The sequence below is a fragment of the Flavobacterium notoginsengisoli genome, from assembly GCF_042686225.1.
Classification (GTDB): Bacteria; Bacteroidota; Bacteroidia; order Flavobacteriales; family Flavobacteriaceae; genus Flavobacterium; species Flavobacterium notoginsengisoli.
The window spans coordinates 256,082-279,558 of sequence record NZ_JBHUOT010000005.1 but is presented as its reverse complement, the minus strand read 5'-3'; the positions used below and the strand labels follow the sequence as shown (position 1 = coordinate 279,558).

Annotated in this window: 22 protein-coding genes; 3 read left to right on the top strand and 19 right to left on the bottom strand. The window is 33.5% G+C overall.

The features are described from left to right. Nucleotides 1-13 precede the first annotated feature (13 nt). Entirely contained in the window at nt 14-949 is a 936-nt protein-coding gene (locus ACFS3A_RS13670; protein WP_379826270.1) for an ADP-ribosylglycohydrolase family protein, read from the top strand. Between the two features lie 12 nt (nt 950-961). After that, on the top strand, nt 962-2,431 hold the full coding sequence (locus tag ACFS3A_RS13665) for a nicotinate phosphoribosyltransferase (RefSeq protein WP_379826137.1): 1,470 nt from the start codon (nt 962-964) through the stop codon (nt 2,429-2,431). A gap of 234 nt (nt 2,432-2,665) precedes the next feature. Here the strand turns inward: ACFS3A_RS13665 and ACFS3A_RS13660 are convergent, their stop codons facing one another. The 6 genes from ACFS3A_RS13660 to ACFS3A_RS13635 all read right to left on the bottom strand — a co-directional run bounded on the left by ACFS3A_RS13660 (nt 2,666) and on the right by ACFS3A_RS13635 (nt 6,386). Next, nucleotides 2,666-3,088 (bottom strand): hypothetical protein, encoded by a 423-nt coding sequence (locus tag ACFS3A_RS13660; protein ID WP_379826135.1) that lies wholly within the window; start codon nt 3,086-3,088, stop codon nt 2,666-2,668. Nucleotides 3,089-3,370: 282 nt separating this feature from the next. After that, the gene (gene nadD, locus ACFS3A_RS13655; protein ID WP_379826133.1) at nt 3,371-3,952 is read right to left on the bottom strand and encodes a nicotinate (nicotinamide) nucleotide adenylyltransferase; all 582 of its coding nucleotides are present in this window, start codon (nt 3,950-3,952) and stop codon (nt 3,371-3,373) included. A gap of 54 nt (nt 3,953-4,006) precedes the next feature. Then, nucleotides 4,007-4,372 (bottom strand): four helix bundle protein, encoded by a 366-nt coding sequence (locus tag ACFS3A_RS13650; protein ID WP_379826131.1) that lies wholly within the window; start codon nt 4,370-4,372, stop codon nt 4,007-4,009. Between the two features lie 85 nt (nt 4,373-4,457). Then, nucleotides 4,458-5,030: a guanylate kinase gene (gene gmk / locus ACFS3A_RS13645; protein ID WP_253789563.1), complete on the bottom strand. Its 573-nt coding sequence runs from the start codon at nt 5,028-5,030 to the stop codon at nt 4,458-4,460. 54 nt (nt 5,031-5,084) lie between these two features. Further along, complete coding sequence (locus ACFS3A_RS13640) at nt 5,085-5,945, bottom strand: YicC/YloC family endoribonuclease (protein WP_379826128.1); 861 nt, start codon at nt 5,943-5,945, stop codon at nt 5,085-5,087. Between the two features lie 93 nt (nt 5,946-6,038). After that, nucleotides 6,039-6,386: an arsenate reductase family protein gene (locus ACFS3A_RS13635; RefSeq protein ID WP_379826126.1), complete on the bottom strand. Its 348-nt coding sequence runs from the start codon at nt 6,384-6,386 to the stop codon at nt 6,039-6,041. 79 nt (nt 6,387-6,465) lie between these two features. On the opposite strand from ACFS3A_RS13635, the gene ACFS3A_RS13630 reads away from it, so the two are divergent. Beyond that, complete coding sequence (locus ACFS3A_RS13630; protein ID WP_379826124.1) at nt 6,466-6,921, top strand: DinB family protein; 456 nt, start codon at nt 6,466-6,468, stop codon at nt 6,919-6,921. A 30-nt stretch (nt 6,922-6,951) separates the two neighbouring features. Here the strand turns inward: ACFS3A_RS13630 and ACFS3A_RS13625 are convergent, their stop codons facing one another. The 13 genes from ACFS3A_RS13625 to ACFS3A_RS13565 form a co-directional block, all read right to left on the bottom strand. Beyond that, entirely contained in the window at nt 6,952-7,443 is a 492-nt protein-coding gene (locus ACFS3A_RS13625; protein ID WP_379826122.1) for a septal ring lytic transglycosylase RlpA family protein, read from the bottom strand. Between the two features lie 93 nt (nt 7,444-7,536). Continuing rightward, a complete protein-coding gene (locus ACFS3A_RS13620; protein WP_095953867.1) occupies nt 7,537-7,959 on the bottom strand; it encodes a hypothetical protein in 423 nt (140 codons plus the stop codon). 105 nt (nt 7,960-8,064) lie between these two features. Next, nucleotides 8,065-11,355 (bottom strand): TonB-dependent receptor, encoded by a 3,291-nt coding sequence (locus ACFS3A_RS13615; RefSeq protein ID WP_379826120.1) that lies wholly within the window; start codon nt 11,353-11,355, stop codon nt 8,065-8,067. 319 nt (nt 11,356-11,674) lie between these two features. Next, nucleotides 11,675-13,318 (bottom strand): glucose-6-phosphate isomerase, encoded by a 1,644-nt coding sequence (gene pgi, locus ACFS3A_RS13610; protein ID WP_379826118.1) that lies wholly within the window; start codon nt 13,316-13,318, stop codon nt 11,675-11,677. A gap of 113 nt (nt 13,319-13,431) precedes the next feature. Next, on the bottom strand, nt 13,432-13,878 hold the full coding sequence (locus tag ACFS3A_RS13605; protein ID WP_379826116.1) for a hypothetical protein: 447 nt from the start codon (nt 13,876-13,878) through the stop codon (nt 13,432-13,434). A 4-nt stretch (nt 13,879-13,882) separates the two neighbouring features. Continuing rightward, nucleotides 13,883-14,503 carry a hypothetical protein gene (locus ACFS3A_RS13600; protein WP_379826114.1) on the bottom strand — a complete coding sequence of 207 codons (621 nt, stop codon included), beginning with the start codon at nt 14,501-14,503 and terminating at the stop codon, nt 13,883-13,885. 40 nt (nt 14,504-14,543) lie between these two features. Beyond that, a complete protein-coding gene (locus tag ACFS3A_RS13595; RefSeq protein ID WP_379826112.1) occupies nt 14,544-15,764 on the bottom strand; it encodes a M23 family metallopeptidase in 1,221 nt (406 codons plus the stop codon). 24 nt (nt 15,765-15,788) lie between these two features. Continuing rightward, complete coding sequence (locus ACFS3A_RS13590; RefSeq protein ID WP_379826110.1) at nt 15,789-16,730, bottom strand: tryptophan 2,3-dioxygenase family protein; 942 nt, start codon at nt 16,728-16,730, stop codon at nt 15,789-15,791. Further along, nucleotides 16,727-17,500: a DUF3108 domain-containing protein gene (locus tag ACFS3A_RS13585; protein WP_379826109.1), complete on the bottom strand. Its 774-nt coding sequence runs from the start codon at nt 17,498-17,500 to the stop codon at nt 16,727-16,729. The genes ACFS3A_RS13590 and ACFS3A_RS13585 overlap by 4 nt, the downstream gene beginning before the upstream one ends. Before the next feature lie 298 nt (nt 17,501-17,798). Continuing rightward, nucleotides 17,799-18,959 (bottom strand): 4-hydroxyphenylpyruvate dioxygenase, encoded by a 1,161-nt coding sequence (gene hppD, locus ACFS3A_RS13580; protein WP_379826107.1) that lies wholly within the window; start codon nt 18,957-18,959, stop codon nt 17,799-17,801. 162 nt (nt 18,960-19,121) lie between these two features. Then, nucleotides 19,122-20,279: a homogentisate 1,2-dioxygenase gene (locus ACFS3A_RS13575; protein ID WP_379826105.1), complete on the bottom strand. Its 1,158-nt coding sequence runs from the start codon at nt 20,277-20,279 to the stop codon at nt 19,122-19,124. A gap of 320 nt (nt 20,280-20,599) precedes the next feature. Next, entirely contained in the window at nt 20,600-22,882 is a 2,283-nt protein-coding gene (locus ACFS3A_RS13570) for a patatin-like phospholipase family protein (RefSeq protein ID WP_379826103.1), read from the bottom strand. Nucleotides 22,883-22,934: 52 nt separating this feature from the next. Further along, a complete protein-coding gene (locus tag ACFS3A_RS13565) occupies nt 22,935-23,471 on the bottom strand; it encodes an XAC2610-related protein (RefSeq protein ID WP_379826102.1) in 537 nt (178 codons plus the stop codon). Between the last annotated feature and the right edge of the window lie 6 nt (nt 23,472-23,477).

Sequence of the window (23,477 nt, the reverse complement as noted above, 5' to 3'; positions counted from 1 at the left end):
AAGGGAAGAAATGATGAAAAGTAAAATAGAATCAGGTTTATTTGGAGTTGCAATTGGTGATGCTTTAGGTGTTCCGGTTGAATTTAAATCCAGAGAAAAACTAAAACAAAATCCGGTTGTAGACATGATGGGTTTCATGTCGTGGAATCAGCCTCCAGGAACATTTAGCGACGATAGTTCATTAGCTTTTTGTACTGCCGAAAGTCTGTGCAAAGGTTACGATATAGAAGATATGGCTCTGACTTTTGTAAAATGGATGCAGGAAGGATATTGGGGAGCGCATAACAAAGTATTTGATATTGGTGGCACTACAAAACATTCTTTGGCTAGAGTTGTAAAAGGAGAATCGGCTAGGAATTCGGGCAATTTTTTTGAAGAAGATAATGGCAATGGCTCTTTAATGCGTATTTTACCATTAGTTTTTTATCTTCAGAAAGAGAATGATATTGAAGTTATCTATAAAAAGGTAAAAGAAGTTTCATCAATTACACATGCTCATTTTCGTTCAGGATTTGCTTGTTTTATTTATGTTGTATATTGTTTGGAGATTTTAAAAGATAAAGATAAATTCGAGGCTTGTAAAGAAATGCAAAACGTTCTTTCAAAGTTTTTAGAAGATAAAAAATATAATCCTGTCGAAATTCAGTTGTTTGATAAGCTTCTGAAAAATGATATTTGGACATATCCAGAAAACGAAATTCGGGCATCGGGTTATGTGCTTCATAGTTTAGAAGCCAGCTTTTGGTGTTTTTTAAATTCGGACTCGTATGAAGAAACGGTTTTAAAAGCAGTTAACTTAGGAGAAGATACCGATACAACAGGCGCAATTGCCGGAGGATTGGCAGGAATTTATTACGGAATTGAAAATATCCCGGAAAAGTGGATTGACAATTTGGCAAGATCCAATGATATTGAAGATTTAGCATACCGATTATCACAAAAAATATAAATAGAAAAATATATGAACCCACTATTATTAACCGACGGTTATAAAGTTGACCACAGAAGACAATATCCAGATGGAACAAGTTTAGTTTATTCTAACTGGACACCAAGAAAATCAAGACTTGAAGAAGTTGATGAAGTAATCTTTTTCGGATTGCAGTACTTCATCAAAAAATATATAATTCATGATTTTGAGGAGTATTTCTTTAAACAACCAAAAGAAGAAGTAATTAAAAAGTACTCTAGAAGAATCAATAATTATTTGGGCGAAAACCAAGTCGGTACAAAACATATCGAAGATTTACACGATTTAGGATATATTCCGATGGTTTTTAAAGCTTTGCCAGAAGGAGCAAGCGTTCCTTTGAGAGTGCCAATGTTTACGATGTATAATACTATTCCGGAATTTTTCTGGCTAACTAATTATTTTGAAACTTTGCTTTCAGCCGTAATCTGGCTTCCATGTAACTCAGCAACCATTGCAAAAGAATATAGAAAAGTATTGGATAAATATGCAGGCGAAACTTCTTCTGTGCCAGAATTTGTTGACTGGCAGGCGCATGATTTCTCTATGAGAGGAATGGGCGGAATCGAAGCTTCTTTAACCTCTGCGGCGGGACATTTATTAAGCTTTACAGGATCAGATACCATTCCGGCTATCGATTTCTTAGAAGAATATTACAAAGCCAATTCAGATCAGGAATTGGTTGCAGGTTCAGTTGCGGCTACAGAGCATTCTGTAATGTGTATGGGAACCACAGAAGGTGAGTACGAAACGTTCAAAAGATTAATTACAGAAGTATATCCAAAAGGAATTGTTTCTATCGTTTCTGATACTTGGGATTTATGGAAAGTTTTAACGGATTATCTTCCAAGGTTGAGAGAAGATATCGTTTCAAGAGAAGGTAAAGTCGTAATTCGTCCTGACAGTGGGGATCCGATTCTAATTATCTGTGGAAATCCTGACGGAAAAACAGAACAAGAAAGAAAAGGGGTGATCGAATTACTTTGGGATGTTTTTGGCGGTACAACAAATGCTAAAGGATTCAAAGAACTAGTGCCTCAGATTGGAGCTATTTACGGAGATAGTATTACGGTAGCAAGAGCGACTCAAATTTGCGAAAGATTAAAAGAAAAAGGTTTTGCATCTACCAATGTTGTTCTCGGAATAGGATCTTTTACATACCAATATAACACAAGAGATACTTTCGGTTTTGCAATGAAAGCAACTTACGGAGAAGTAAACGGAGAAGGAAGAGCCATTTTCAAAGATCCAATCACAGATGACGGAACTAAAAAATCAGCAAAAGGATTGATAAAAATTGATTTAATCGACGGGAAGTATCATTTAAGTGATAATGTGTCTTGGGAAGAAGAAAAACAAGGCGAATTGAAAGAAGTTTTCAGAGATGGAAAACTTTTAGTGGATCAATCGCTGAGTGAGATTAGAACCAGAGTAAAAAGCGACGTGAGTATCGAAGCTTAATTATAAAACGAAAGCCTGAATGTAAGTTCAGGCTTTTTTTGACTGCTTTTTTTTTGCGTTCTATTTGTCATTTCGACGAAGGAGAAATCTCCACAAGTAGCTCCGCAACGGAAATCTCCAATCTTTGTAGAGTTTCTTACGAAGATTTCTCCTTCGTCGAAATGACAAAAAGTTGTTTTTTTTTCTTTTCGAGACAAATCAATTACCTCCAGTTTCAACTGAATGCAATTCAGATTATTTACAATATTTTGTTTTAAATTCCTGAGCATCTTTATTAGAGTTGAATTTTACTAGACTAAAACCTTCCTTAAAGTCAATTTTTTTCTCTCTAATCAATTTTCCAATTAAATATTCGAAAAGAATATACGATCGGTGTTCTTCGTTGATAAAATCTAAATGTTCTTTTTTGAACGGAATTTTTTCCTCATTAATAATGTGAATCAAAGTGTTTTGTAATTCATCAAGATGACGTTCTGAATTTAACTGAAAGTGTTTTTCTATTTTAATTTCATTATAAGTAAATGAGATTAAATTTTCGACACCATTCTCATACATTGGACCATATCTATAATTTTTTGTTTTTTCTCCAGAAAATGAGTTTCCATAAACTACTATATTTTCTAATTCTGAATATTTGTATTCAATTTCATTTATCATTAAAAAGTTTTCTTCAAATGAAATTTTTCCTTCAAAATATCCATTAAGGTTTTCAAATTCAGTTAACCTAATAATAGAACTTACTATCTGTAATATTAAAGGAATTGTTATAGGATAGTAAAAATATTGTGGTAATTTATGAGCTATTAAGCGTTCAATTAGTAACGATATTAAAAAGTATAGTATGATTGCTCCAAAAGAAAAATAAGATAATTTTTCGGATCTGGTTAAATTGAAAAATTTAGGTTTTTCAGGAATAAAAATTGAAGCAGAAAAAAGCATTTACTTCTTATAGAAGTTATTATGATCAATATATTCCCAAACTTTTGGAGGAAGCAAAGGCTGAATATTTTTACCCTCTTTAATGCTGTTTCGAATAAAAGTAGAAGAAATCTCTACAATTGGCGCATCGATAACATGAATTTTTGGATGCGATTTTAATTCCACATTTTCGGGTTCGTCCGAAATTCTCGGATACACATAAATATCATGATTTTCGAGAATCACATCATAGTTTCTCCATTTATGAAGCGTTTTCAGATTGTCTTCTCCCATAATTAAAGAAAACTCATGATTGGGATATTTTTCCTTTAAATGTTCCAGAGTAATTACGGTGTAACTCGGCTGAGGTAATTTAAATTCAATATCCGACGGTTTTATCTTTGGGTAATCTTCTGTAGCCAGAAAAACCATTTGAAGGCGCTGTTGGTCGTCTAATAAAGTCGCCTTTTTCTTCAGCGGATTATGAGGCGTAACCACCATCCAAATCTGATCTAAATCGGCAAACTCGGCCATATGATTGGCAATGATCAAATGCCCAACATGAATGGGATTATATGTTCCGAAGTAAAGACCTATTTTCATTTTTATAGTTGGTTAGTCCTTAGTTTTGAGTCCTTAGTCTCAAGCTTATAGTTATTAGTCTTTTAGATTTTTGGCGAAAGCGCTTATCATTTTGCTTTCTTCTTCAATTAACAACATAATTTCATTAAACAAATTATCATCAGAAATAAATTCTAATTCTTTTGCAATAATTAATTGTGTTTCTATCTCATTCAAAGAACCTCTGGAAATATTCAGAAAATGATTAAATGACTTGTCCGTTTGACGTCCAAAACCTTCAGCAATATTTGACGGAACAGATACGCTGGCTCTTTTTAACTGACTTGTTAAAGCATATATTTCTTCTTTAGGAAAGCTGTTAGTAAGTTTGTAAACAAGAACGACCAGTTTTATTCCTTTTTGCCAAATGAATAATTCTTTATAGGATTTAATACCGCTCATGTAGATTTTACAGTTTGATGTTTTATAGACTATTAACTAGAGGCTAAGGACTAACAACTAAGGACTAACAACTAAGGACTAATAACTATTTAGAAACAAAGTCCTTAACCAATTGATGTGCTTCTTCCAAAGCTACTGGTAAGTCATAGTTTTTGATAATTACATCAAATTGTGGAGCAGTTGCCAATTCTACAGATGCTTTTGCAATACGCATATTGATTTTATCTTCACTCTCTGTAGAACGTTCTTTTAGTCTTCTTTTAAGTTCGTCGACACTCGGCGGTTTTACGAAAACAGCTAAAGTCTGTTCTGGGAATTTATGTTTAATTCGTAATCCACCAGCAACATCAATGTCAAAAATCACGTTTTTTCCTAAAGCCCAAATTCGTTCGATTTCAGATTTTAAAGTACCGTAAAAGTTATCACGATAAACTTCTTCCCATTCCAGGAAATCTTCTGCTTTAATGTGTTTTTTGAATTCTTCTAAAGAAATAAAATAATAATCTTTTCCGTGTTGTTCTTCTCCGCGAGGTTCGCGAGAAGCTGCTGAGATTGAAAATTCCAGATTTAAATCTTCCTGTCCTAGTAAATGTTTTACGATAGTTGTTTTTCCTGATCCTGATGGTGCTGAAAAAACAATTAATTTTCCTTTGTTCATTATGTATGCTTTAGGCTTTAGCAGTACGCTTTAAGCTTTATTTTTGTATAGTATTTACAATACGTTTAGTACCTGCTCCTTTATCTTTTCCAATTCATCTTTCATCATCACAACCAATTTCTGCATTTGAGCATGATTGGATTTTGAACCCATAGTGTTGATTTCACGACCCATTTCCTGAGTGATAAAACCAAGTTTTCTACCATTGGCTTCATTTCCACCCAAAGTTTCAATGAAATAATCCAAATGATTCGTTAAGCGAACTTTTTCTTCGGTAATATCTAATTTTTCAAGATAATAGATCAATTCCTGCTCAAAACGGTTTTCATCAACATTAACTTGTAATTCTGATATTGCAGTTTGTAAACGATCTTTGATGGCCTGAACACGTTCCGGATCAAGTGCCAAAGCATCATTCATATATTGGCGAATATTTCCAATTCGAAGATTGAATTCTTTTTCAAGAGATTCGCCTTCGTCTTTTCTAAAACTTAATATGTTTTGTAAAGCTTCGTCAATAATTACCTGAATTTGATCCCAGTCATCTTCATCAATTTCTTCACGTTCTGTTTTTAACGTATCTGGCATACGAACCGCCATTTTCATCAATTCAGTTTCGTCTGCATGAGGATTTACTTCTTTTAGCTGCGCTATATAATATTTTACAACAGGGACATTTACTTTAGTAGAAGTTTGTTCAGCAGTGTTTTCGATGTAAATAGCAAAATCGATTTTTCCTCTTTCCAGTTTTGTTGAAATCTGAGTTCGTAAACCCAATTCCATTTCGCGGTAAAGCGATGGCATTCTTACATTTAAATCTAAACCTTTGCTGTTTAAGGATTTTACTTCAACCGTAATTTTTTTTGTAGGCAATTGCAAAGAAGCTTTGCCAAACCCTGTCATAGATTGTATCATATAATTGAGTATAAAGGCGCAAAGATAATTAAAAGTTTGCTGGTTTGTGTTGTAAATTGTTAATCAGTTTCGTACATAAAGTTTTTATTATTCTTACGATAATGCTTTTATTACTTCGGCAACATTTTTTTGGCTGTTGCCAATGTAAATTTGACCATCAATTATAAAAACCGGACGACTTAGAAAAGTGTAATGCTCTAAAATGTATTTTTTAAAATCAGCTTCGGTTAAAGATTTGTTCTTCAAATCCATAGACTTATACAATTGTGCTTTTTTGCTGAACAAAGCTTCATAACTGCCAGAAAGTTTATACATTTCTTCCAGTTGTTCTTCTGTAATTGGATCTTGTCTGATATCCTGGAAAACCAAATCGTTTTCAGGTAAACTTTTAATAATTTTTCTGCAGGTATCGCAAGACGCTAAATAATATATTTTGTTCATGATTTTTGAATTTTATTAGACTACAAAGAAAATTCATTTGAAACTTAAAAATGACTAATTTTAGAAAAAAAATAAAATTATGAGTTCAGTTTTTGAGGTGCAAAAAACAATAAGAGAAATTCTTTTGAAAATTTTAGAAAATCATTCATTAGAACAACTAAACAAAATTCCGCAGGGTTTTAATAATAATATTATTTGGAACATCGGACATTGTGTTTCTTCGCAACAGGTTTTGGTTTATAAATTATCAGGTCTTCCAACAATGGTTTCAGAGGAGCTTATTCAGAAATACAAAAAAGGAACTAAACCTGAAGGAGACGTTTCACAAACTGAAGTTGATGAGATTAAAGCTCTTCTTTCTTCGACCTTAGAAAAAACAAAAAATGATTTCGAAAGCGGCCTTTTTGTGGATTATAATGAATATACAACCAGTATGGGATTTACGCTACGAAATGTTCAGGATGCATTAGATTTTAATAATTATCATGAAGGAATTCATACCGGAATGGCAATGACTTTAAGAAAACTAGTTTAAATGAAAAATCCCGCTAAAGCGGGATTTTTTTTATTCTATTATAGTCTCAATTGTGACTTTCATTGCACCAGCACCTTTCTGTTTAGTGATGTCCATAAAAGCTCTTTTAGATAAATCTATTTCACGAGTTTTTACAAAAGGACCGCGGTCTGTAATTTTTACAATAACGAATTTTCCGTTGGCTTCGTTTGTTACTTTTACTCTTGTTCCAAACGGAAGTTTTTTATGAGCAGCGGTATATTGATTGTTGTTGAATCGGGCTCCGCTTGCGGTTCTTTTTCCATTGAAACGATCTGCGTAGTAAGAGGCATGAGCATTTTTTTTGTATGGTTTCAGTTTTAGGCCTTTGTCTATAAAGACAGAATCTACAGGTAATGCAATAATGTTTGGTCTTGCATTTTTAACCGTGTCTTGAATAATTTTGGGTTCTGTTGTAGGTTTGGTTTGGCTTATGACATAAGTAAAGCCGCTAATTAAAGTCAGAGCGATTGTGGCGAATAAAATATTTTTTTTATTTCTCATGGGTTATTGTTTTTCAGACTTGGGGGGAGTTTGTACAAATAATATGCCGAGATAAAAAAAGCCCTGATTAAAGGGCTTTTAAATTGGTATTTTCTAGAACCAAAGGTTCCATGGAATTCTGCTTAAAATAAGCAATAATCCTAATCCGTAAAAAATAGCAAAGGTTTTAAATTTAGCTTCGCTGTTGATTAGCTTTTTATGTTTAGACCATCCAATTGTAATTAAGACGATAGCAATAAGGTTAATTAATGGGTGCTCTAATGATGTTAATCTAAGTTCTGCATTAGACATTTGTCCGAAAGCTGCTTTTCCAAGTGGAGAAACAAAATACAATATTAAACCGATTAATAATTGAGTGTGAGTTCCAATTAAAGCAAATAAAGCAATTTTACGATCTTTAGCTGTAAACTCTTTTTTTGAAGTAACTCCGATGATGGCATTTACCACTGCAACCAGCAAAAGAAGCAATGCTAAGTATGCCCAGCCAGAGTGAAATTTTTGTAGAAAATTATACATAAACCTTGTTTTTTGTTTGAAACAAATATAACAAAAAAGCCTATAAAAAAACGGCATTAAACTTAAAAGTCAATGCCGTTTTTTATTATTTAGGATGGTTCTTTATTAGTTGAAAGAATATCTGGCTCCAACTTGCATTTGCCATCTTGATGATTGTAAACCTACGTCATCAATTTGGTTAACAGTATTTTTAACATTCGGGTTGAAGTTGAATGTTGGAGTAGTTCCGTTTGCTAAGAAACCAACTTGTTGAAGTAATAATACCTGATCATTTGTAGCGAAGTATCTTCTTCCCCAGTTTTTGTTTAACAAGTTTGTGAAGTTGAAAACGTCAGCTGTAAACTCTAACTTATGGCTTTTCTTACCTACGTTAACTTTAAATTCCTGAGCTAGTTTTAAATCTATAACATGGCTCCAGTCTAAACGATCACCGTTACGCTCAGCATATTTACCTCTTCTGCTGTTCAAGTATTTGTTGCTTGAAATGTAAGCGTCATAAGCTTCCCATTGTTGATCTGGTGTCATTGGGTTAGCAGTAGTAGAAACTAAAACAACTTCACTTTTGTTAGTTGGGATATAAGCTAACGCTGAGTTTTGATTCGTATCTCTCATGATTCTTCCGTTTGAATCATTGTAGATATAACTGATTGGAGTTCCCTGAGCACCTTCGTAGTAAAGACCAATAGTAGTTTTGATATTATTGTTCCATTTGAATTTGATAGATGAGTTTGCCATTACTCTTGATCCTTGATCAAAATCTGATCTAGATACTCCAGAGATAGCATTTGAACCGTTTACAGTTTCAATATATTGCCATTGAGAGCTGTTTTGAGAACTTGTAGCATCCATCCAAACATTAGATTCTCCATAAGAGTATGTTGCAGAAATGTTAGCATCAATAAAATCAGATGTGAAGTATTTAGTTAACGTAAAGTTAGTGTTCCAAGCACTTCCTGCTTTTTTGTTAGATCCTAAGTAGATTCCTGAATATGTTTTGTCAACAAGAACGTTGTTGTAGATTGGTCTAACATCTCCACCAGTAGTGTAAGTTTGTGGTCCAACAAGGTTTAAGTTTTGATACTGAATTGAGTTCAGGTTTTCGTTGAAGATCGCTTCAGCAGATAAAACTAATCCACCTGGTAATTTACGGTCAAATCCAATACTTGTTTTTAATACTTGCGGTAATTTGAAATCTTTAGCAAATAAATCAACATTTCCACCTACTGCACCTTGACCAGGAATTGGTCCTACAGGAGTACCATTAGAATACATTTGGCTAGGAATTTCTGTATTAGGATTGAAAAGAGGTTTAGGGCCTGTTGTAACAATACTTGTATCATAAAAATATTGTCCCATACCATAGTTGTTATAAGCTCCACCTGGCCATACTAAAGGTACTCTTGATGTAAATACACCAATACCTCCACGTACCTGAGTTTCTTTGTCTCCGTTTACATCATAGTTGAATCCAACTCTAGGAGAGAAATGTACAGTGCTTTTAATTGGCTGACCAACTCTTGCACCTTTAAGATCTTTTCCTGCATCTTCTAATAATTTAACAGTTCTAGTGTTGAAATCTGTATTTGTAACTCCGCTTTCCCATACCGGCATATCAGCACGCACACCAACAGAAACTCTGAAGTTGTCTGAAACTCTAATGTTATCTTGAAGGTATAATCCAAATTGATTCATGTTGAATTCAGCTGCTCCAAGAGAATTATCGCCTGAACCTCCAATTAAAGAATATCCTAAACGGTATCTTGAAGGTGCAGCATTGTTCATGAAGCTGTCATAGCTCGCGAATTGGTATCTACCAAAGTTACTGCTGATGAATAAGTTTTTAGCGTAAGTTAATTCGTTGTGTGTACCAATTAAAATATTGTGTTTTCCAACGTTAATCTCAAAGTTGTCAGTAATTGTTAAGGTTCTTTGTTTTAGTAAGTTAGCTGTTGAGCTAGCTTCTGCACCAAAATAAATTGTTCCTGCACCATCTCTAATTTCAACTGTAGGGAATGGATTTCCTGCTGCATTTCTGTCATCATTTACAGTTGTAAAACCAACAACAAGGTTGTTTGAGAATTTGTTGTTAAATCTAGTATTTAACTCTAACGATGCAGAGTTTGTGATAGATTCGAAATCTTGAGCACCATTAACAAAGTTCAAAGAAGAAGCCGTTGAACGGAATGGTGAGAAGTTTGTTGCTTTAACATAACTGTTCTTTACAGAAAGTTTGTTGTTGTCATTAATGTTCCAGTCTACTTTAGCAATTAATTTATCAGATACTAAAGTTTGAGTGTTGTTGTTGTAAACACCTGGATTGTAACCATAAAGTGTTTGTAAACGATTCGTTAAAGCGTCAATTCTTTGTTGAGCTAAAGCCCCGCTGTAAGGATTTCCATTAGCAATACCAATAGCACCAGTATAATTGTTGATGTCAAATGGGGCTGGTGTTTCGTTATCTTGTCTTTCGTAGTTGATGAAGTAGAATAATTTATCTTTTAAGATTGCTCCTCCAGCTCTTACACCGTAAGTTTGAGCAGTAAAATCAGATAATCTTTTTCTTTCAGCAGTAGCGCTTGCTTTTTGTGGAGTTTTTCCAGCTAAAGATTGGTCTCTGTATAAGAAATAAGCAGAACCGTCAAAGTTATTTGTTCCAGAACGTGTAATAGCACTAATTGCACCTCCGGCAAATCCTGATAATTTAACATCATAAGGAGAAACACTCACCTGGAATTGCTCAATTGCATCTAATGAAATTGGGGAAACTCCTGTTTGTCCACCGTTTGTACCGTTTGCAGCTAATCCGAAAACGTCATTGTTTACAGCTCCATCAATATAAATTGCGTTGAATCTGTTATTTTGTCCGCCGATTGAGATTACATCATCTCCACGCATTTGAGCTTGTGGTGTAAGTCTTGCAAAGTCGGCAATGTTTCTTGATAAAGATGGTAATTCATTGATCTTGTCGTGATCGATAACCGTTTGAGCTCCAGTTTTTTTAGAGTTGAATGTTGGGTCTTTTTTACCAACAACAACAACTTCACTAAGCTGGTTTGTCTCGTCTTTTAAGACAACTTTTAAACTTTTAGAATCACCAAGTTGTAAATAAACTCCTGACTCTGTGTAGGTTGTGTAACCTATGAAAGTCACTTCAATTTTGTAAGGACCACCAACACGCATGTTAGAGATTCTAAAGTGACCATCAAAATCCGTTGTGGTTGAGTAACGGCTACCTGAAGCCTCGTGAACTGCAAGAATCGTTGCTCCTGGCAGGGACTTGTTTTGCGAATCGTAAACAACTCCATTGATAGAAGAAGTTGTGTTACCTTGTGCATAAATATCTCCTGCATAAATAAACGCTAAAAGCAGTAAGAGAAACTTTGACAATTTTTTCATCTGTTTTGTTATTTGTTTTTGGCAAAATTATAACAATTAACTCAGATAATGTTATCGAAATGTTAAGAAAAATAACTTTTGTCTTTTGTGTTGCGCATTAAAATGAATTTTTCTCTTTTCGATAAAAAAAATACTGTTTTGTTGAATTTTTATATTGGTTTTTTGTTAAAAATGCAATTATTCTAATTGTGTAGTGGCTTACAATATGTAAATTGACGGCTTTTTCAGGCTTTTTGTCGGTGTTTTATGCGAAAAAACGCCTTAATTTAGGTTAAATTAAGGCGTTCCAAAGTGTTATGAAATTTTTAAATTTTGCTTTTTACTTATTTTTTAAGAAGTGATTTAGCAAAAATGAAGTCGAACTATCGTGAGTTTTAACAGTCTTAGAATTGATTTCATCTAAGATAGAATTGGCTAATTGCTTACCTAATTCAACTCCCCATTGGTCAAAACTAAAAATGTTCCAAATAACTCCCTGAACAAAAATCTTATGTTCGTACAATGCAATTAAAGAACCTAAACTTTTTGGAGTTAGCTTTTGGATCAAAATTGTATTTGTTGGTTTGTTTCCTGTAAAAACTTTAAATGGTAATAGGTAAGAAGCTTTATCAGCAGAAAGTCCTTGTTTGTCAAATTCTGCTTGTACTTGTGCTTCTGTTTTTCCGTTCATTAAGGCTTCAGTCTGAGCGAAGAAGTTTGACATCAATTTATCGTGATGATCTTCATTTCCATAAAGTGGTTTGACGAATCCAATAAAATCTGTTGGGATTCTTTTTGTTCCCTGGTGAATTAACTGAAAGAAAGCATGCTGAGAGTTTGTTCCCGGTTCTCCCCAGATAATAGTTCCGGTTTGGTAGTTAACAGGTTTTCCATCACGACCAACACTTTTTCCGTTGCTTTCCATAAAGGCTTGCTGTAAATACGGAGCTAATTTTGATAAATATTGTGTGTACGGAATCAAAGCTTCGCTTTCTGCTCCAAAGAAATTATTATACCAAATGCTTAAAAGAGCCAAAATTGTTGGAATGTTTTCATCAAATTCTGCTGATTTGAAATGTTCATCCATTTCATTAGCTCCTTTCAATAGGTCATTGTAATTGTCAAAACCAACCGCCAAAGCAATGCTTAAACCAACTGCACTCCATAAAGAAAATCTTCCTCCAACCCAGTCCCACATTGGGAAAACATTGTCTGGATTAATTCCGAATTCTGTTACTTTCTGAATATTTGTCGAAACTGCTACGAAATGTCTTGCAATATCTTCCTGCTTTGCCGACTTTAAGAACCATTCTTTAATAGTTACTGAATTCGAAAGTGTTTCCTGAGTCGTAAAAGTCTTAGATACAATTACAAAAAGAGTAGTTTCAGGATTTAGTTTTTTGATGATTTCGTTTACGTGATCACCATCAACATTTGAAACGAAATGAGTATTTAAATGGTTTTTGTAAAACTGTAAAGCTTCTACAGCCATAACAGGACCAAGGTCAGAACCACCGATTCCGATATTTACAACATCTGTAAAAGCTTTTTCTGTAAATCCTTTTCTTTGTCCAGAAATAACTTCTTCCGTAAATTGTTTGATTTTATTTTTTACTTCGTAAACTTCCGGAATTACATTTTCTCCGTCAACCTTAATAACTGCAGATTCCGGAGCACGTAAAGCGGTATGAAGAACTGCGCGATTTTCAGTTTGGTTAATTAATTCTCCTCCAAAATATTGAGAGATTGCATCTTTTAGTCCGATTGAATTTGCCAATTCTAATAAAAGAGAGACAGTTTCCTGACTGATGTTATTTTTAGAATAATCTACTAAAAAGTCATTCCATTGTAAATTGAATTTTTCGGCACGTGCACTATCTTGTTGAAACAATTCTTGTATGGTGGTTTCGTGAATTGCGTTATAGTGGTTTTGCAGATTTTTCCACGCTTCAGTCCCAGTTGGGTTTGTTGTGTTTAAAGCCATTTTTATCTATAATTGAGTTTGTTCTATGAAACACAAAAATACTGAAATAACTTTTAAAAGAGGAGAGGTTCGCGATTATATAACAATTAGTTACGAAAACGTTTTATGATAAATTATCGAATTGGAAAACGATAAGGATTACAAATACAAAATATTTCTTTTGTTGATTTTTTTCTTGCAACATCAAATCCATCTGCTAAAACAATTTCAAAATCATTTAGATTTATTTCTTCAGAATTGGGAAACCATTTTGGTTTGAGATTTTCGTTTTCTTTTATTTTTTGTTGAAATGAAGCGACTGTAATTTTTGGATTTTTTAAGAAAATAGAATCATAACTCTGGTTTTCAGAATAACTGAATTTGACAAAATCACAAATATTAAGATGTGAATCGCTTCTCAAATCATAAGAATCAGAATTGATAATATTGGGAAACCATCCTTTAATTCTTGGATTTGTTGTTTCTTTTAAATCTTCATACTTGTCAAAACGCAATTCATATGGTTGATTTCCACAGGAAAATAAAATTAGAAATGTAAAATATAAAATCTCGTTTTTCATATAATTACCAAAACTTCCACCAAGGTTTTTTATTAATTTCTATAACTTTCTTAGTAATATCAACATCAATTCTTTTTGGAGATTCTGCTTTAATTTTAGAGTCATCAAAAAACAATAATCCATTTTCGTCCATTCCAAGAGGAAGTCTAGTTCTTTCTTTCCAGTTTTCGGTTTGTAATTCTGAAATTAAAGGCAAATCGATTTTTTCGCGAAAGCGTTTTTGTGCTTTTTCTATAATTTCTTCTTCTAAGTTGGAAGAGGAATTTTTGAAAAGTGAAATAGAAATATCAGGAATATTCAATAGAAAAACCTGCGTTTTATCGCCGATTTTATAAATATCTAATACTTTAAAATAAGCAATTGAATCTAAAAGAAAATGTCCAATTTTTGCCGAATCAGGATTGAATTTTGATAGATCTTTTGGATGGGAACTCGCGATTAAATATCTCAAATTTCCAGAAAGTCCTCCGCCAATCGAGCTCATATCAGTAAAACCTTTTTCCTGAATAATTTGTCCGATTTTATAATTTAAAATTAGATTTTCAGGAATATTGGTGTCTCTGTAAAACAATTTTAAACCAGAAAAAGTCTCATGGTAAATAGTTCTAAGACGTTCATTTTTCATGACTTTTTGGTTTAAAAAGATTTCAAAAAAAAGAAATTAATTATAGATTACCAATACTATCCAGTTCTCTTTTCAAAGGCTCAATCTGTTGCATGAAACGAGTTTTGTCATTTCCGGTTAAAGATTCTCCTGTTGGTAAATTCAGTCGAAGTGCATCTACCTGAACGCCATTTTTCCAGAAACGGTAACAAACATGAGGTCCGGAAGCTAAACCTGTACTTCCAACTAAACCAATAGTCTGTCCTTGTGTTACACGCTGTCCGCGACGAACCAGGATTTTAGACATATGTAAATATTGAGTAGAGTAGGTTCCGTTGTGTTTTACTTTTACAAAGTTTCCGTTTCCTGCTGTGTATCCTGTAGTTTCAACAACTCCGGATGCTGTAGTAGAAATTGGAGTTCCAGTTGGAGCTGCATAATCAGTTCCTTTATGTGCTTTCCAAGTGTGCTGTACGGGGTGAAATCTATTCATGGTGAATCTTGAAGTGATTCGGCTGAATTTGATTGGTGTTTTTAAGAAGAAGTTTTTAAGTGTTTTTCCTTCATCGTCATAATATTCGATTTTTCCAGAAGTAGTGTCTTTTTCAAAAGGAAAAGCATAAACGATTTTTCCTTTATATTCAAAAAAAGCGGCTTCAAGATCTTCTACACCGTCATACGTTTTTCCGTTGATGAAACGTTCCGTGAAAATTAATCCGTAACGATCTCCTTTTTTAAGTTTGAAGAAGTCAATAGACCAAGAAAATACTTTTGTAATTCTTCCAGCCAATGCTGTTTCAACATCTTCACCTCCCAAAGTTTCGGATAATGAAGTTTTTAAAACACCGCCAATGATTTTTCTTTTTAAAGTAACGGGTTTTACTTTTTTATAAGCTTTTGCAATACTGTCTCTTAAGTCAATAACATAATAACTTAATGCGTCAGGTTGATAAATAAAAACCTGTAAATTATTGGTTTTGTTTTTTGATCGAAGTAAAGTAAAAGGTTTGTTATAACGAATGGATCTTACATTGAAAGAATCTTTAACTTGTTCTACAATGTCATGTACTTTTTTGTTTCCAATATTTTGACTTTGTAAAATAGAACCAAAAGAATCGCCTTTTGAAATTGTATCGTTAACAACATTGAAATCTGCGTAATTAAAACCGAATTCTATTTTTTTGGTTGCTGGTTTAGTAATTTTGGTTTCTACTTTTTCTTCTGCTTTTTTACATGAAAAAATAGAAAACAAGACAATTAAAATTACGACTGCTTTTTTCAAACTTTTGGGATTTTTACGGCGAAATTAGACCTCAGTTTCATTTCCCCAATTGGACAATTCTTCTTCGGTCCACAATTTAGGAAAAAAGATGCGTCTTTGGTATTTTGGATGCATATATTTTTGCCAGTCACTTCCTCCTGTAGCTTCTCCATTGCCTTTTCCGCTTTCCAAAATGTATTTTCTGGCAGTATTAAGATGTTGCATAACCCAAGTGATATTCACCGTTTTATCGTAGTGGCGCATGGCGGCAATTAACTCCGGATTTTGCTGGTCAGCTTCTGGAAGTTGGGAAAATTTTTGCCAGATATTTTTTGTCTTAAAAGTAGACATTTGTCTCAAGAATTGAACTTTGTATTTGTTTTCGAATTCTTGAAGAAGATATGATTTTTCGCCAGTATGATAGTCTTTTCCTGCGGCTTGCCAGTATAAATGTTCGAAACTGGTTTCAAGATCAGTATTTTCGTCAAAGTTAGCTTTGTATCTGCGGTCTGTTAAATTGATCACATCTGTAGAAGCAAATTCAATCATTCTATATTGTGCACTTTGAAAACCACTTGCAGGTGTAAGCGTATTTCTGAACTTCATATATTGATCTACTTCCATTCCGTTTTCCATAATGCTGAACGAATTGGTAAGCATGTCAAAATAACGGGTAATTCTTGAAAGTCTTTCGCTGAAAAAATCAACCTGAATATTTTCTTTTTCGGCGATCTGGTCAATTTCCCACAAAATCATTTTGAAGATCAATTCGTTTACCTGATGGTACATGATAAAAACCATTTCGTCAGGAAGTGTGGTGCGTTGAATTTGTAAATTTAATAAAGCATCGGTTTGAATGTAATCCCAATAGGTGATTGGTTTAGCCCAAAGCAATCCCTCCAATTGGACATCAGTTTTTTGATTTATGGCTTGAAATTTAAGATCAATTTCTTTTAAAATTGCTTCTGAATTATCAGTTAAATTCATTTCTTTTTTACTTTAAGCGGACTTTTCAATCCTTTATATTCATCGAGATCGGCTTTCAGCGAACCAACAGCCAGATCTGCTTTAATTCTAATTGGAACTTTGTTGTCGTCGTCTGTGATCCAGAGCGTTAAACTTTCTTTTTCTTTAAAGACTCTTCCTGTTTGTACAAGAGGCTTAAACATCATCGTAGAAACGGTGCCAAATTTAGTTGTAATATCTTGACGGCCTACAAATTTTAACTTAAATTTTGTGATTTCATCATCAAAAAACATGTCAATTGTAATGGATTCGCCTGATTTTAATTTGTCAATGTTCGGATGGTTTCTCAAAAAATAAAAAGACGAAACAATATCCTGCACATTATCAGTAATTACAATCGTTTTTTCTGATTTTCTTTTATAATCTTTTACTAAAACCTTATTTTCATTTTGATTGAAAAATCCTTCTTGATTTTTGGTGTAGCCGCCTTCGTCAATTTTACGAACATATCGATAGGGATTTCCAGATTCTTTGTCAAAATAACTTTCGTATAAATCTTCCACTTTAAAAAAGAATTTAGACATTCCGGTTGTATAGCCTTTACCCACAGCATGATATACTTTTTTATTGCTGATGGTGGCATCTTTTAGTTCGAGAGTGGCATATCCGGCATTTACAATTCCGTAATGAATTCTAAATTTGAAGAATTCTCCAGTGTCAAAAGAATCCTCTTTTTGAGAATCGAAAGCTAAGCAGTTGAGGGCTAATATAGTGAATATGAGTTTTTTCATAGTACATTTTTTACATTCTATTATAAAGATAAATAAATGCAAATTTTATTCCAAATGTACCAAAACAAAAAAACTCAGTCAAGGATGACTGAGTTTTTATGCTATTAACTAACCAAAAAACTATAAATTATGAAATTTATATCAATTCGGAAGGAAACCACCCCTTCCTTATTTGCGAGTGCAAAGATAGATAGAAAGTTCAGATTTCAAATAGCCAAAGTCAAGTTTAACATAACATTTGCAAAAAAAGCATCGTTTTTTGGTGAAATCCTCGTTTAAATGCAAAAAAAATGCGTTTTTACAAAGTTCCTCTTAATTCCTGTTCTCTTTCAATTGACTCAAACAACGCTTTAAAGTTACCTGCGCCAAACCCTTTTGCGCCCATTCTTTGAATAATTTCGAAGAAAAGCGTCGGTCTGTCCTGAACAGGTTTTGTAAATATTTGTAAAAGGTAACCATCTTCATCAGCATCAACCATAATAGCTAACTTTTCAATTTCATTAATGTCTTCTTTCATCATGTCCATGTGAACACCCAATCTTTCAGGAATGGCTTCATAATAAGTATGAGGAGGAGCTGATAAAAATTCAACGCCACGAGCTCTTAACTGTGATACCGTTTTAATAATATCATCTGTAGCAATGGCGATGTGCTGAATTCCAGGTCCGCCATAGAAATCTAAATATTCTTCGATTTGTGATTTTTTCTTTCCTTCAGCCGGTTCGTTGATTGGGAATTTAATTCTTCCATTTCCGTTTGACATTACTTTACTCATCAAAGCAGAATATTCTGTAGTAATTTGTTTGTCGTCAAAAGATAAGAAATTCACAAATCCCATAACGTCTTCGTAAAATTTTACCCAAGTATTCATTTCATTCCAACCCACATTTCCAACCATGTGATCGATGTATTTTAATCCCGTTGGTTCCGGATTGTAATCTGATTTCCATTCTTTATAACCTGGCAAGAAAACTCCGTTATAGTTTTTTCTTTCTACGAAAATGTGAACCGTCTCTCCGTAAGTGTAAATTCCAGAACGGATCACTTGACCGAATTCATCTTCTTCAACTGTTGGTTCCATGAAAGAACGTGCACCGCGTTTTATGGTTTCTTCGTAAGATTTTGTAGCATCTTCAACCCAAAGAGCTGCAACTTTTACACCGTCGCCGTGTTTTTTCAAATGTTCATTGATTGGAGAGTCAGCTGTTAATGGCGTTGTCAAAACAATTCTAATTTTATCTTGCTTCAAAACATAAGAAGCTTTGTCTTTTACTCCAGTTTCCAATCCGGCATAAGCCAATGACTGATATCCGAAAGCTGTTTTATAATAATGTGCAGATTGTTTGGCATTGCCGACATAAAACTCTACATAATCTGTTCCTAATAATGGAAGGAAATCTTGTGCTCCTTCAAATATTTTCTCTAATCCGTATTCTACTGATTTTACTTCTTTTGACATGATGTTTATTTGTTTAATCGGTTATTTGATACAACCGAAGTGTTGTGTTTGAGTTTTTTTTAACCGCAAAGGCGATAAGAAAATCGCAAAGTTCGCAAAGTTTGTTATAGCGATCTTTGCGTAAAATCCTTGCGAACTTTGCGGTTAGATCGAAAGTGAAATTTATTCACACCAGGATTTGTAGTATTGACCATCGTCAAGTCCCATAGCTTCCTCAGTAACCATTAATGGGCGGAACGTATCCACCATAACGGCTAATTCTAAAGTTTCTTTGTGACCAATACTACGTTCCATTGCGCCTGGCGCTGGTCCGTGCGGAATTCCTTTTGGATGTAAAGTGATATGACCTTGCTCAATATTATTACGACTCATAAAATCGCCATCTACATAATATAGAACTTCGTCAGAATCTATATTACTATGATTGTACGGCGCCGGAATGGCTTTCGGATGATAATCGTAAAGTCTTGGGCAGAATGAGCAAACGACAAAAGTGGCCGTTTCAAAAGTTTGGTGTACTGGTGGCGGTTGGTGTACGCGTCCAGTTATAGGTTCGAAGTTGTGAATTGAAAATCCGTATGGGAAATTGTAACCATCCCAACCCACAACGTCAAAAGGATGTGTTGCATAAACCACTTCATGCATCATGCCTTCTTTTTTGATTTTAATTAAAAAATCACCTTTCTCGTCGTGCGTTTCCAATTCGCTTGGCAAAATAAAATCACGCTCACAAAATGGAGAATGTTCTAAATGCTGACCTGATTGATTTTTGTATCGTTTTGGAGTATAAAATGGAGCATACGATTCTACATAAAATAGTCGATTGTCTTCTGTTTCAAATTCGATTTGATAAATAATACCGCGTGGAATAATCAAATAATCGCCATATTCAAACGGAATATTTCCTAACATGGTTCTTAATTTTCCTTTTCCTTTATGGATGAAAAGCATTTCATCGGCATCGGCATTTTTGTAGAAATAATTTCGAAGCGATTCTTTCGGCGCGGCCAAACCAATAATGCAGTCTTTATTGACTAACATGGCTTTTCGGCTGTCTAAAAAGTCGTTTTCTGGTTTTAATTCAAAACCTTTAAAAAGTAAGGATTTTATGTTTTTTCCGATTGCAATTTTTGGTTCAACCGAATAAGAATTTAAAATTTCTTTAACCTGTGTAGGTCTATGAACATGATAAGACAATGACGAATGTCCGTGAAAACCTTCGGTTCCAAACAATTGTTCGTAGTAAAAACCTCCGTTTGGTTTTTCAAATTGGGTGTGTCTCTTTTGAGGAAAATCTCCAAGTTTATGATATAATGGCATGGCTTTTCAATTAGATAATTTTTAAATTAATTAGATAATTCGAAAAATTTGAATTGTGTGAACAGATAATCAAGTCAATTTTAGTATTGACTAATTATCTCAATTCGATAGCTTCATTCAGGATTTCTCTTGATGAGGAATTGAAGATACTCTAATAAACCTGTCCATTTTGTTTTCATTATAACAAATGTCGTAAATTTTCGCGAGTAAAAATAGAAATTATATTATTTATAACTATAAGATATTGTAATTTTTTTTGATATAATTTTTACATAGTAAAAAAATAGCATGATTTTATTGAACTATTCCTCAATAAAATCCTAAAACAAAAATCCGATGCTGAACCAAGTAAAGCTTCTCGACATTTCCGGAGACCAGGATTGTTTGATCTCAATTGGACCGATAATCGTTTCTAATCCGTAGCCTACAGCATAACCGGTGTATTTTGGCATCGAAATCCAATCGACACCGCTGAAAATATCATTTCCTAAATTGGCAAAATTGGCAGAAAGGTTAATGTGATTTTTTCTGATGATTTCGTAGTCCAACGTAATCCCGGTTTTGATAAAACTGTTTCCGGCAATACTTAGGAAATCATATCCATAAAAATAATTGAAGTTGTTGATTTTGCTGTAGCCGTAACCTCCTAAAATATAATTAAAGAAAGGGACGCTTGTGTTTCCGAAAGTAAAACCAGCATCGGCATCAATTCTAAAAGTTGCTCTGTTAAATAATTTGTCTACAAAAGCGATTTCCGCTTTTGCCATTGAAAATGGCTTAAAAGTATTGGTATAATCTGAAGATGCCAGATAGGTTTGCAAATCTGTAGAAAAATACAATCCTGAACTTGGATAATATTTATCATCAAATGAATCGTATTTTAAATAAGCAAAAGCACTAAAGTAACTACTCTTATCTATTATGTTTTCTACATTGGAAAGAGTTGGAGAATTTATTTTTAGGTATTTATATTCTAAACCACCGCCCATCAAGAACTTCTGTACAAAAATAGTTTGAAAATAAGCCTGATTACTTAAATCCATAAAATCAACATTAATTAAATTAACATTTGGATTTTGAGAAACAAGATTACTCAAACTTGTAGTTACATTTCGATTAAATTGATTCAGTCTTGAACGGAAACCAAAACTAATATTAAAACCATTTTCGACATAATAATTTAAATCATATCTGAAATTGTCTCCTAAAATAATATCAAGCGAAGTAACATCATTCTTTAGAAATGTTTTTTTATGAGTAAGATTCAATAAAATACCGCTTTTATAAAGTCCGTCATAATGAAGTCCAAGCTTTAAATACGTCTGTGTTGGATTTTCTTTTAGAACCAAATCCAAATCGTCTTTTTCGCCGTCTGGCTGAAGACAATAAGAAATTGTACTAAAGTTCTGCGTTGCATTTAAGTTGTTAATTCCTGTTTTAAGATTGTCGTACGTAATGGTACTTCCTGGTTTAAAACGAAGTTTACCGCGAATGTATTCTTTAGTATAATTGTCTAATTGATCTGTATTGATTTTTTGGATTTGAATAGTATCTGTCGCCACTTTTAGTTTTGGCTTTTTATAAAAAGTAGTTTCATTCGACAATGATTTTATCTTTTCATAAACGGCAAAAGCAGCTTCTTCTCCTTTTCGGATAATTTCTTCTCCTTTATCAAATGAAATTACGCCATAATCACGAATGTCTGGTTTAATGTAAACATCAGTGTCTTTTATTTTGTTTTTCATTTTGTCAATAGACTGCAGATTGGTAATCTGAACCAAAATACGAGTGGCATTTTTTAGGTTTTTCCTCTTCATTAAATCATCCTGAACATCGACACCAATAATAATATCGGCACCCATTTTACGAACTTCATTAATCGGATAATTGTTTACAACACCACCGTCGACTAATAAATTTCCATCAATTTCTACGGGAGTAAACAGGGAAGGAAAAGCCGCACTCGCCATCATAGCCTGAACTAGATTTCCTTTATTCAATAAAACTTCTTCGCCCGTTTCGATGTTTGTTCCAATACATAAAAAAGGAGTTGGCAATTGATTGAAATCACGAACATGACGAACATTTCGAGTTAGACTGCTCAATAAATTGTAATTGTACATTCCCTTAGAAAGTGCTTCCGGAATACCGACCCTGAAATTGCTGAATGGTAAAACAATCGCATATAATTCGTCATTCTTTTTACCGTAGAAATTTTTTGATGAACGCGGAATATAATCGTTTATCAACTCGTCGAAATTCGTTTTTTTGAAAATAGAATCAATTTGTGAGGCATTGTAGCCAGAAGCATATAATCCGCCAATTACAGATCCCATACTTGTTCCGCCGATGTAATCGATTTTTATTCCAGCTTCTTCCAAAACTTTAAGAACTCCGATATGAGCAAAACCTTTGGCGCCGCCGCCACTTAAAACCAATCCAATTTTAGGTCTTTTTACACTGTCTTTTTTTACTTCCTGCGAAAAGGAGTTTTGTGAAAAAAGCACTAACAAAGCAAACAGCATAGAAACCGCTTTCCAAATGATATTTGAAAGAAGTTCTTTTAATGGGATATTTAAAACGGACAGCTGATTTTGGCGCATAAAAATTTGCAAGTTAGTTTTGTAAAAGTCGGCAATTTTTTTTGGTTTATTCTTAAAATGATTCTGTTTTTGAAAGTATTAACTTTTTGTTTTTATCGTACTTCCAGACATCAGAATGAGTTCTTGCACCGCCTCTGCAACTAGAGGTTAATGTCTTTTTGATTTTATCAACTTTTACATCGCAAAACATTTCACATTTTGGACTAAAGTTCGACGGAAATTGTAAACTGTCGAATTGTTTTGTTATCGGATTAAAGACAAAAATCTGATAAATGGTATAAACTCCCATTCCGTCATCAGTATGATAAGAAGCGAAATCGGTAAAACCATCAAAATTATAATCGTTTATTTCTAAATGCGATGGTTTTCCTGTGATCGAAACTTCAATGTTATTGATAATTTGAGTTTTTCCGGTTCGAATATTTTTTATTTCTACTGCTTGCTCATATTCTTCGTCGCTAGTGCCAATTTTATTTTTAAAGCTTATTTCGATTTTACTTTTGTCTTTTTGTACAAATGAAATATCGCTTTGACTATACGAAATAGAAAAAAACAAACACAGGATGATATGTAAAAAGTTTTTTTTCAAAGTGAA

Excerpts from the sequence above, each read along its gene's own strand:
- ACFS3A_RS13670 (WP_379826270.1), top strand. The coding sequence starts at position 14 with ATGAAAAGTAAAATAGAATCAGGTTTATTTGGAGTTGCAATTGGTGAT.
- ACFS3A_RS13665 (WP_379826137.1), top strand. The coding sequence starts at position 962 with ATGAACCCACTATTATTAACCGACGGTTATAAAGTTGACCACAGAAGA.
- ACFS3A_RS13660 (WP_379826135.1), bottom strand. The coding sequence starts at position 3,088 with ATGATAAATGAAATTGAATACAAATATTCAGAATTAGAAAATATAGTA.
- nadD (WP_379826133.1), bottom strand. The coding sequence starts at position 3,952 with ATGAAAATAGGTCTTTACTTCGGAACATATAATCCCATTCATGTTGGG.
- ACFS3A_RS13650 (WP_379826131.1), bottom strand. The coding sequence starts at position 4,372 with ATGAGCGGTATTAAATCCTATAAAGAATTATTCATTTGGCAAAAAGGA.
- gmk (WP_253789563.1), bottom strand. The coding sequence starts at position 5,030 with ATGAACAAAGGAAAATTAATTGTTTTTTCAGCACCATCAGGATCAGGA.
- ACFS3A_RS13640 (WP_379826128.1), bottom strand. The coding sequence starts at position 5,945 with ATGATACAATCTATGACAGGGTTTGGCAAAGCTTCTTTGCAATTGCCT.
- ACFS3A_RS13635 (WP_379826126.1), bottom strand. The coding sequence starts at position 6,386 with ATGAACAAAATATATTATTTAGCGTCTTGCGATACCTGCAGAAAAATT.
- ACFS3A_RS13630 (WP_379826124.1), top strand. The coding sequence starts at position 6,466 with ATGAGTTCAGTTTTTGAGGTGCAAAAAACAATAAGAGAAATTCTTTTG.
- ACFS3A_RS13625 (WP_379826122.1), bottom strand. The coding sequence starts at position 7,443 with ATGAGAAATAAAAAAAATATTTTATTCGCCACAATCGCTCTGACTTTA.
- ACFS3A_RS13620 (WP_095953867.1), bottom strand. The coding sequence starts at position 7,959 with ATGTATAATTTTCTACAAAAATTTCACTCTGGCTGGGCATACTTAGCA.
- ACFS3A_RS13615 (WP_379826120.1), bottom strand. The coding sequence starts at position 11,355 with ATGAAAAAATTGTCAAAGTTTCTCTTACTGCTTTTAGCGTTTATTTAT.
- pgi (WP_379826118.1), bottom strand. The coding sequence starts at position 13,318 with ATGGCTTTAAACACAACAAACCCAACTGGGACTGAAGCGTGGAAAAAT.
- ACFS3A_RS13605 (WP_379826116.1), bottom strand. The coding sequence starts at position 13,878 with ATGAAAAACGAGATTTTATATTTTACATTTCTAATTTTATTTTCCTGT.
- ACFS3A_RS13600 (WP_379826114.1), bottom strand. The coding sequence starts at position 14,503 with ATGAAAAATGAACGTCTTAGAACTATTTACCATGAGACTTTTTCTGGT.
- ACFS3A_RS13590 (WP_379826110.1), bottom strand. The coding sequence starts at position 16,730 with ATGAATTTAACTGATAATTCAGAAGCAATTTTAAAAGAAATTGATCTT.
- ACFS3A_RS13585 (WP_379826109.1), bottom strand. The coding sequence starts at position 17,500 with ATGAAAAAACTCATATTCACTATATTAGCCCTCAACTGCTTAGCTTTC.
- hppD (WP_379826107.1), bottom strand. The coding sequence starts at position 18,959 with ATGTCAAAAGAAGTAAAATCAGTAGAATACGGATTAGAGAAAATATTT.
- ACFS3A_RS13575 (WP_379826105.1), bottom strand. The coding sequence starts at position 20,279 with ATGCCATTATATCATAAACTTGGAGATTTTCCTCAAAAGAGACACACC.
- ACFS3A_RS13570 (WP_379826103.1), bottom strand. The coding sequence starts at position 22,882 with ATGCGCCAAAATCAGCTGTCCGTTTTAAATATCCCATTAAAAGAACTT.